Origin of the sequence: Psychrobacter sp. N25K4-3-2, from assembly GCF_015351755.1 — a bacterium.
Lineage (GTDB): Bacteria > Pseudomonadota > Gammaproteobacteria > Pseudomonadales > Moraxellaceae > Psychrobacter > Psychrobacter glaciei.
The window spans coordinates 1-853 of record NZ_JADKLX010000021.1 but is presented as its reverse complement, the minus strand read 5'-3'; the positions used below and the strand labels follow the sequence as shown (position 1 = coordinate 853).

The window sequence follows — 853 nt, the reverse complement described above, 5'->3', positions numbered from 1 at the left end:
GATATGAACGATCCTGCTATGAAAGCCATGATGACCAACATGAGCAAAATGAAAGCGATGTATCAAAAGCACTGTGTTACTAGTAAAAGTGACTCTTAGGCATTGATCTTATAGAAGTGGATCGTAGAAATTCAATATTATTGTTAGATGGTTTTGTCGAGCAGTAATTGGATATTAACAAAAATGGATTTTTAGGACAAACCTATGAAGTTTTTACTAGGAATACTTTTTACCGTCTTTGTCGCGATTGTGGGTGTTTTTATTGTAGTGACGAGTGGCATGATAAATATCGGCGCTGATCAAGCCCATAGTCCACTGGTTTACAATTTTTTAGAGACTGCCCGCACGCGTTCAATAGCGAATGCTAGTAAGGACATTACGGTTCCCAACTTAGAAAAGACAGAAATGATCAGCTCGGGCGGTGCCGATTACAAAGATATGTGTGCAGGTTGTCACTTGTCTCCTGGGGTAGAAAGCACTGATTTTAGCGCCAGTTTATATCCTAAGCCGCCAAGTTTTACCAATGTTGACTTGGTTGAACGCTATAAGACCGATGCCGGTGCTCAGCAAGCTTTTTGGGCCATCAAACACGGCATTATGGCATCAGGTATGCCAGCATGGGGCGCTTCGCACGATGACGATAGAATGTGGGCAATGGTCGCTTTTATCAGATCGTTACCTGACTTAAATGAAAATCAATACACCATGCTAACGACTAGGATAGACGATGATATGTTAGATATGTCATTTGATGGTGAGATGGATATGTCGGATGGTGGTGAGATGGATATGTCTGGTGATGGATCCGGCATGCAACATTGATTATTCGTAAAAAATGCAGTGCTAAATAGTG

At 41.5% G+C, this 853-nt stretch carries 1 protein-coding gene; it reads left to right on the top strand.

The genetic code is table 11. The annotated features are described in order from the left end of the window. The first annotated feature begins 204 nt into the window (after window positions 1–204). Entirely contained in the window at window positions 205–822 is a 618-nt protein-coding gene (locus IOD06_RS13455) for a cytochrome c (protein WP_194621266.1), read from the top strand. The last annotated feature ends 31 nt before the right edge of the window (window positions 823–853 follow it).

What these genes read in the sequence shown, in the direction of transcription:
- IOD06_RS13455 (WP_194621266.1), top strand. Translation starts at nt 205, where the DNA reads ATGAAGTTTTTACTAGGAATACTTTTTACCGTCTTTGTCGCGATTGTG.